Genomic DNA, 7592 nt, shown 5'->3' with positions numbered 1-7592 from the left:
CAGCAACGCGGTGTCGAATTCATTCGCCAACAAGGCGGAAAACGCCGTCTGGAGGCGGTCGCCCTGACCCCAGATGAACGTCTGGTAATCCAGCGGGTTATCGGGCCGCACCCGCCCGTCCAGGGCATCTGCCACGGCCTGTGCATGAGCCGGCGCTAGCGGCGGCAGTTCCAGGCCCAGCCGCTCCGCCTGATCGGCCACCAGCCCGGCCTCGCCGCCGCTGCAGGATGCCGAGCAGATCCGCCGCCCGGGCCGCTGGCCGTGCACGTGGAGCAGCTTCAGCGTTTCGAGCAGGGCCGCGACGCTCGACACCTGGGCGATGCCCAGCCGCTCGAAATAGGCGTCGTAGACGCGCGCCGAACCGGCGAGCGTGCTGGTATGGGTCACGGCCGCCCGGGCACCTGCCGCCGAGCGGCCGGTCTTGAGCACCACGATCGGCTTGGCCGCCGCCTGGGCCACGGCTGCGGCGGCAGCGAAGGCGGGCGGATCGTCCAGGCCCTCCAGATGCAGCCCGATCGCGGTGATCCGTTCGTCCTGCGCGAGATGGGCCAGGAGCGGGGCAGCGCCGAGCTGCGCCTGGTTGCCGAGGCTCGCCACCAGCGCGATCGGCACCGAGCGCTGCTGCATGGTGAGGTTGATCGCGATGTTGCCGCTCTGGCTCAGGATCGCCACGCCGCGCTCGATCGGCCGCACCCCGTGCTCGTCCGGCCAGAGTGCCACCCGGTCCAGCCCGTTCAGGATGCCGTGGCAGTTGGGGCCCAGCAGCGGCATGTCGCCGGCTGCCGCCACCAGGGCTTGCTGCAATGCCGCTGCCCCGGTCTCGGCGAACTCGGAGCTGAAGCAGACTACCCCGCCGCAGTTCTTGGCCCGCAGTTGCGCTACGATCGCCGGACAGGCCGGCGCCGGCACCGCCAGGAAGGCGGCATCGATTCCGTCCGGCAGGGCTTCGGCCGAAGGTACAGTGGCGATGCCGCCGACCTCGGCGCGGCTGGGCGAAACCGGATGGATCGTGCCGGCAAAGCCGATCCGGCGGAGTTGGGCAATGGCCGGGCCGGCATAGCGGCCGGCGATCACCGCGACACTGCGCGGTGCCAGCAGCCGGCCGAGCGGCCTCATGCGCCGAGCGGCCGGAGCATGGCACGGCTGATGATGTGCCGCTGGATCTCCGAGGTGCCCTCCCAGATCCGCTCCACCCTGGCATCCCGCCAGATGCGCTCCAGCGGCAGATCCTCCATCAGCCCCATGCCGCCGAAGATCTGCAGCGCCTCGTCGGCGATCCGGCCGAGCGCCTCGCTGGCGGCGAGCTTGGCCATCGCCGCATCCTCGTCGCGCATCATCCGCTGGTCGTGGCGCCAGGCCGCCCACAGCGTCAGCAGCTCGGCCTGCTGCAGCAGGAGCTTCATGTCGGCCAGCTTGAAGCTCACCCCCTGGAACTTGCCGATCTGCTGGCCGAACTGGCGGCGCTGCACCGCCCAGTCCGTTGCCAGCTCCAGCGCGCGATGCGAGCGCCCGAGGCAGGTCGCCGCCACCTGCAGCCGGGTGGCGCCCAGCCAGTCATTGGCGACCTCGAAGCCGCGGTGCGGCTCCCCCAGGACCTGTGAGGCCGGCAGCCGGCAGTTCTCGAAGCGCAGCCGGCAGTTGTGGTAGCCGCGATGGCTCACCGAGACGTAGCCGGGCAGCACCTCGAAGCCGGGCGTGCCCTTGTCGACCAGGAACGAGGTGATCCGCTTCTTGCGGCCGCGCGGGGTGTCCTCCTCCCCTGACGCCGCGAACAGGATCACGAAATCGGCGAGATCGGCATGGCTGATGAAATGCTTCTCGCCGTCGATCACCCAGTCGCCGCCGTACTGGCGCGCCGTGCATTTCATCGAGCGCACGTCCGAGCCTGCGTCCGGCTCGGTCATCGCCAGGCAGTCGATCTTCTCGCCGCGGATCGCCGGGAACAGGTAGTGCTCGCGCTGTGCACCGGTGCAGGCCTGCAGGATGTTGGACGGCCGGGCGACCAGATAGTGCAGCGCGTAAGCAGCGCGGCCGAGCTCGCGGTCGACCAGGCACATGGACACGGTATCCAGCCCGCCGCCGCCCAGATCCTCCGGCATGTTGGCGGCATAGAGCCCGGCCTCCAGCGCCCGGGCGATGACCTGGCGGGCCAGTTCCGGGCGCACCGCCCGGGTCCGCTCGACCTCCGCCTCGAAGGGATAAAGCTCCTTCTCCACGAAGGCGCGCGTGGTCTCGACCAGCATGTCCTGCTCGCCAGAAAGCCCGAAATCCATGGGTTCAGCCCTTGCGCCGGATGCCGATGGTCCGCCCGGCATGGTCAGGCCGCGGTGCCTCGCGATGGACGGCGAAGATCGCGGACAGCGCCGCCATCACGTCCGGCCGGATCGGGGCCGAGCGCTGTGCCTGCGTGTCGACATGCATGAGCATCTGCTCGGTGACGGCGATCCGCTCGCCGCTCACGTCGTGGAACATCTCGTGGAAGAGATGCAGGCGCTTCTCGTCGAGATCGAGGATTCGGGTCGTGTAGCGCAGCCGGTCTCCGGCGCCGACCTCCCTGAAATAATTGATGTGGCTCTCGACCGTATAGAAGCTGTTGCCCGAGGCCCGGTAGGCCTCGTCGATGCCGATGAAGCGGAACAGCGCATCCGAGGCGTCGCCGAAGGCCCAGAGATAGGAGCCCTCGGACATGTGCCCGTTATAGTCGACCCAGGACGGGTTCACCCCACCGCGATAGAGCTGGAGCGGCACGTCGATGCGCGTGCCTGGCGCCCAGCGCGGATAGGCAATCCTGCCGTAGAGCCCGGCCTCGTCGGCCGCCAGCGTGGCGCCGGCCCCGACTTCATGCGGATGCAGTGCGCGGATCACGTCGACCAGTGCGGCGTCGCGCTGGCGCTCCAGTTCCTTGATGCTGCGCCCGGCCGCCTGGGCCTCGCAGCCCTCGACCATTCGCTCGATCAGTTCCGGCGTGAGGTCCGGCGCCTTCAGCCTGGTCCAGGGCCATTGCAGGGCCGGGCCGAACATCTCCAGCATGGCGCGCATCCCGCCCTCCCCGCCGGCCAGGTGGAAGATCAGGCAGGTGCCCCAGAATGACCAGCGCAGGCCCGGGCCATAGGCGATGGCGGCGTCGATCTCGTCGGTCGAGGCGACGCCGTCGTTCACCATGTGCAGCGCTTCGCGCCAGAGTGCCTCCTGCAGCCGGTCGGAAATGTAGCCCTCGACCTCCTTGCGCACCCTGAGCGCATGCATGCCGATCGACGTGTAGAACGCCATCGCCCGGTCGACCGCCGCCGGATCGGTCGCTTGGCCGCCCAGCACCTCGCACAGGGGCAGGAGATAGACCGGGTTGAACGGGTGGCCGATCACCACGCGCCCGGGATGGCGCAGCCCCGCCTGGATCTCGCTCGGCAGGAGGCCCGAGGAGGACGAGGCCAGGATCACGTCCGGCCCCGCCACCCGGTCCAGCGCCTGGAACAGCTGCCGCTTCAGCTCGATCCGCTCCGGCGCCGATTCCTGGACGAGATCGGCACGCAGGGCGACCTCCTCCAGGCTCCGGACGAAGGTGAGCCTGCCGGGCGGCGGCAGGGGTGCCTGCACCAGCTTCGCCATGGCCGGCCAGGCGTTCTCGACATTGGCGCGCAGCAGATCCTCCGCCCCGGGCGACGGGTCGCTGGCAATCACGTCCAGGCCGCGGAACAGGCAGCGCGCGGCCCAGCCCGAGCCGATCACCCCGGTGCCGACGAGGCCCACCGTCCTGATGGTCATGCTGGCGGTCCTCCTTCAGCGCTGCCGCTTCAGGCCGAGCTTCTCGCGGGCCTCGCCCGGTGACAGGGTCCGCCCGCCCAGGAGGCGGACGATCTCGCAGGCCCTCTGGACCAGGCTCCCGTTGGAGGCGGGCACGCCCTTGTCCAGCCACAGATTGTCCTCGAGGCCGACCCGGACATTGCCGCCCAGCAGCATGGCCTGCGCCACCATCGGCATCTGCATCCGGCCGATCCCGAATGCGGCGAAATGCGAGCCCGGGTGGAGCAGGTCGCGCATCGCGGTCATGGCATGGATGTCGGCGGGCGCGCCGAACGGGATGCCCATGCAGAGCTGGAACAAGGCCGGCGTCTCGATCAGTCCCTCCTCGATCAGCGTGTTCGCCATCCAGACATGGCCCAGCTCGAACACCTCGATCTCCGGGCGCACGCCGACCTCGCGGATGATCCGAGCCATCTGGCGGAGCTGGTCGGGCGTGCTGACATAGGCGGCACTGGCATAGTTCATCGAGCCGCAGTCCAGCGTGCAGATCTCGGGCCGCAGCTGCACGACATGGGTCAGCCGGTCCTCGACCGAGGCCATGTCGGTGCCCTCGCCGCCCCGCCAGGGTTCCTGCGGATCGGGCACGAAGTCGCCGCCCATGCCGGCGGTCAGGTTGAGGACGACGTCCACGCCCGAGGCGCGGACCCGCTCCACCACCTCGCGATAGAGATGCGGGGCACGCGCAGCCTTGCCGGTCTGGGGATCGCGGACATGGACATGGGCGATCGCGGCCCCGGCATTGGCCGCGTCGATGCAGGCCTGGGCGATCTGCTCCGGGGTGACCGGGATCGCGGGGTGCTTGCCCACCGTGTCGCCGGCGCCGGTGACCGCGCAACTGACGATGACGTTCCGGTTCATGCTGCCGCCTCCCTGTTCTTGGGGTGAGCTTGGCACGATGCCCGGCTGCCCGTTTGACGAAACCGGCAATCTGCCTGAACTTTGCGGCATGCTCGATCCCGTCGCGCGCGCTGCCCCCGATCCGGTCGCGTTCCTGCTGCTGGACCGGTTCTCGATGATGGCGTTCACCTCCGCCATCGAGCCGCTGCGCGTCGCCAACCGCGCTGCCGGCCGCGAGCTCTATCGCTGGCAGATCCTGAGCCTGGACGGCCAGCCGGTGCAGGCGAGTAACGGACTGGCGGTGCTGGCGGACGGGAAGCTGCCCGAACATCACGCCTTCTCCTCGCTGGTCGTGGTCGCGAGCTTCGAGCCGGAACGGCACGTGGTCGGCAGCACGCTCGCCCGGCTGCGCCGGCTGGCCCGGTTCGGCGTGGCCATGGGCGCACTGGACACGGGCGTATGGCCGCTGGCGGCAGCCGGCCTGCTGGACGGCTATCGCGCCACCCTGCACTGGGAGGCGGCACCGGGCTTCGCGACTGCGTTCCCGGCGGTGGAGCTCACCGCCAGGCTCTACGAGATCGACCGGGACCGCTTCACCAGTGCCGGCGGCACCTCGCCCTTCGACATGATGCTCCATCTGATCGGCCGACGGCATGGCGACACGCTGGCCAAGGCCGTCACCGAGCAGCTGGTCTCGGGCAGCGGGCGGGCCGGTGACCTGCCGCAGCGGCCGCGGATCGGGGCGAGGCTGGGCGTGCGGGATGGCCGGCTCGGCCGGGTGCTCGATGCGATCGAGCAGGATCCTGCGGCCGGCTGGCCGCTGCCGGTCCTGGCGCGCCAGGCCGGCCTGTCGGTGCGTGGCCTGACCGGCCTGTTCCGGCGCGAGACCGGTCAGAGCCCGCACCGCTTCCTTCTGGACCTGCGCCTGCGCCAGGCGCGCGACCAGCTGCTCGGCACCGACCGGACGGTGCGCGAGGTGGCGCTCGATTGCGGCTTTGCCAGCCTGGAGCATTTCAGCCGCAGCTTTCACCGCCGCTTCGGCACCTCGCCCAGCGCCCTGCGGCGGCGCTGACGGCTCAGCCGCGCTCGATCAGGAAGCGGAACAGGCCGGGCTCGATCTCGCCGGCCTCGAGCAGCCGGTGGCCCGCCACCTGCGCGAAGTCCGGAAAGTCGCGCAACGCTGCGGGATCGGTCGCCAGCACCAGCAGAAGCTCACCCGGCGCCATGGCGAGCAGGCGCTTGCGCGCCTTCAGGACCGGCAGGGGACAGGCCAGGTGCCGGGCATCCAGCCGGGCCGGCTCCGGCGCTGTCGCCGTCTGTTCCATCAGCACTGTCGCCTCGCGATCCAAGCGCGGCAGTGGTACGCCCTCAACCGATCAAGGGCCAGAGGCGGTTCATGCGGATCTTCGGTGTCGTCGGGTGGAAGAACAACGGCAAGACCACGCTGGTCGTCCGGCTGGTCGAGCAGCTCACCGCAAGGGGACTGCGCGTCTCGACGATCAAGCATGCGCACCACCAGCTGGACCTCGATCAGCCGGGCAAGGACAGCTACCGCCACCGCGCGGCCGGTGCCAGCGAGGTGATGCTGGCGACCAGCCAGCGCTGGATGCTGGTCCGCGAGCTGCGTGGCGCGCCCGAGCCGGAGCTGGAGGAACTGCTCGGCCGGATGACGCCGGTCGACCTGGTACTGGTCGAGGGCTTCAAGCGCCATCGCCATCCCAAGATCGAGGTGCATCGGGGCGAGCGCGGTACCCCGCTCCTGGCCCAGGATGACCCGACCATTGTCGCGGTCGCCGCCGACGTGCCGCTGCCCGGCTGCCCCGTGCCGGTGGTAGGCCTGGACGACGTGGCGGCGGTGATCGAGATCATCCTGCGGACGTGCGGGATCGAGGCAAGGTGACTGGACCTGGACGGAGCCGGGAATAGCGATATCAATCAATGGTTGATCTTGACGGGTATCGTTCGAGGGTTCAACTGGATGGACGTGCTGCTGCCTGCGGAGCTGCCCGGTCATGCCTCAGTTCGACCTGACCCTGGACCATGCGGCCCTGCTGGTCCGCCGCCTCGCTCGGGCGGCACCGGCCTTCGAGCGGCTGGGCTTCCAGATCGCACCGAGGTTGCCCCACCAGGGCCAGCTCGAGCCCGGCGGCCGGACCCAGGCCTTCGGCACGGCCGGGTGCTGCATCACCCTGGACGGCAGCTATCTCGAACTGGTCGAGGCCACGGGCGAAACTGCCTATGCCCAGGCGATTGCTGAGCGCGCCGCGCGGCGCGAGGGCGTCCATTTCCTGGGCCTCGCCACGGACGAGCTGACGCGGCTCCACCGGGTGCTGGGCGAGGAGCTGCCAGGGCTGGCGCCTCCGCGCAGCCTGGTGCGGGAATGGCCGCTCGACGGTGCGACCCGTCCGGCCAGCTTCCGCCTGATTCAGCTGGACGGCCGCTGCTGGCCGGATGCCGATCTGGCCCTGGTCGAGCATCATTCGCGCCAGGTGATCTGGCCGGACGTGCTGCCGGTGCATCCCAACGGCGCCAGGCGGCTGGTCGGGGTCACGCTGGTGGTGCGCGATCCCCAGGCCAGCCGTGGCCGCCTGGCCCGGCTGCTCGGCCGGCCGCACGGCGCGCATTTCCGCCTGGCCCAGGGGCGCCTGTCGGTGATCGACCTGGTGAGTGCCGTCCGACGCTTCCCCGGCCTGCGCCTGGCCGAACCACCCTTCCCGGCGGCACTCGCCATCGAGGTGGCGAGCCTGCGCCGGGTTGAGGGGCTGCTGCTCCGCAATGGCGTGACCCCCAGGCACAGCGCCAACGGCACGCTCTGGGTGGCGCCGGCCGATGCCGGAGGTGCCGTGCTGGAGTTCACGACCGGCCAGGTGGAGCACCGCGACATCCAAGTGACCCAGCGCCACCGGAGCGCCGGTTTCTCGGGCGAGCAGTCGGCCGCCCCTACGTGAGGCGGC

At 70.5% G+C, this 7592-nt stretch carries 8 protein-coding genes; 3 read left to right on the top strand and 5 right to left on the bottom strand.

The annotated features are described in order from the left end of the window. The 4 genes from VNS22_RS09705 to VNS22_RS09690 form a co-directional block, all read right to left on the bottom strand. Positions 1–1116 (bottom strand): CoA-binding protein (locus VNS22_RS09705; RefSeq protein WP_325731856.1); only part of this gene is annotated, 1116 nt, incomplete at its 3' end. Beyond that, the gene (locus VNS22_RS09700) at positions 1113–2273 is read right to left on the bottom strand and encodes an acyl-CoA dehydrogenase family protein (protein WP_325731854.1); all 1161 of its coding nucleotides are present in this window, start codon (positions 2271–2273) and stop codon (positions 1113–1115) included. The genes VNS22_RS09700 and VNS22_RS09705, both read right to left, overlap by 4 nt. Positions 2274–2277: 4 nt before the next feature. Next, entirely contained in the window at positions 2278–3762 is a 1485-nt protein-coding gene (locus VNS22_RS09695; protein WP_325731852.1) for a 3-hydroxyacyl-CoA dehydrogenase NAD-binding domain-containing protein, read from the bottom strand. 15 nt (positions 3763–3777) lie between these two features. After that, entirely contained in the window at positions 3778–4659 is an 882-nt protein-coding gene (locus tag VNS22_RS09690) for a 3-keto-5-aminohexanoate cleavage protein (RefSeq protein ID WP_325731850.1), read from the bottom strand. An 88-nt stretch (positions 4660–4747) separates the two neighbouring features. Between VNS22_RS09690 and VNS22_RS09685 the strand changes: the two genes are divergently transcribed. Then, complete coding sequence (locus tag VNS22_RS09685; protein ID WP_325731848.1) at positions 4748–5710, top strand: GlxA family transcriptional regulator; 963 nt, start codon at positions 4748–4750, stop codon at positions 5708–5710. A 4-nt stretch (positions 5711–5714) separates the two neighbouring features. On the opposite strand, the gene VNS22_RS09680 is transcribed toward VNS22_RS09685, so the two are convergent. Further along, positions 5715–5963 carry a sulfurtransferase TusA family protein gene (locus VNS22_RS09680; protein WP_325731846.1) on the bottom strand — a complete coding sequence of 83 codons (249 nt, stop codon included), beginning with the start codon at positions 5961–5963 and terminating at the stop codon, positions 5715–5717. A 71-nt stretch (positions 5964–6034) separates the two neighbouring features. Between VNS22_RS09680 and mobB the strand changes: the two genes are divergently transcribed. Next, positions 6035–6538 carry a molybdopterin-guanine dinucleotide biosynthesis protein B gene (gene mobB, locus VNS22_RS09675; protein ID WP_325731844.1) on the top strand — a complete coding sequence of 168 codons (504 nt, stop codon included), beginning with the start codon at positions 6035–6037 and terminating at the stop codon, positions 6536–6538. Positions 6539–6650: 112 nt separating this feature from the next. Then, on the top strand, positions 6651–7586 hold the full coding sequence (locus tag VNS22_RS09670; protein ID WP_325731842.1) for a VOC family protein: 936 nt from the start codon (positions 6651–6653) through the stop codon (positions 7584–7586). Positions 7587–7592 lie beyond the last annotated feature (6 nt).

Origin of the sequence: Geminicoccus sp., assembly GCF_035556675.1 — a bacterium.
Taxonomy (GTDB): domain Bacteria; phylum Pseudomonadota; class Alphaproteobacteria; order Geminicoccales; family Geminicoccaceae; genus Geminicoccus.
This window is presented reverse-complemented; position numbering and strand designations above follow the sequence as displayed.

What these genes read in the sequence shown, in the direction of transcription:
- VNS22_RS09700 (WP_325731854.1), bottom strand. Translation starts at nt 2,273, where the DNA reads ATGGATTTCGGGCTTTCTGGCGAGCAGGACATGCTGGTCGAGACCACG.
- VNS22_RS09695 (WP_325731852.1), bottom strand. Translation starts at nt 3,762, where the DNA reads ATGACCATCAGGACGGTGGGCCTCGTCGGCACCGGGGTGATCGGCTCG.
- VNS22_RS09690 (WP_325731850.1), bottom strand. Translation starts at nt 4,659, where the DNA reads ATGAACCGGAACGTCATCGTCAGTTGCGCGGTCACCGGCGCCGGCGAC.
- VNS22_RS09685 (WP_325731848.1), top strand. Translation starts at nt 4,748, where the DNA reads ATGCTCGATCCCGTCGCGCGCGCTGCCCCCGATCCGGTCGCGTTCCTG.
- VNS22_RS09680 (WP_325731846.1), bottom strand. Translation starts at nt 5,963, where the DNA reads ATGGAACAGACGGCGACAGCGCCGGAGCCGGCCCGGCTGGATGCCCGG.
- mobB (WP_325731844.1), top strand. Translation starts at nt 6,035, where the DNA reads ATGCGGATCTTCGGTGTCGTCGGGTGGAAGAACAACGGCAAGACCACG.
- VNS22_RS09670 (WP_325731842.1), top strand. Translation starts at nt 6,651, where the DNA reads ATGCCTCAGTTCGACCTGACCCTGGACCATGCGGCCCTGCTGGTCCGC.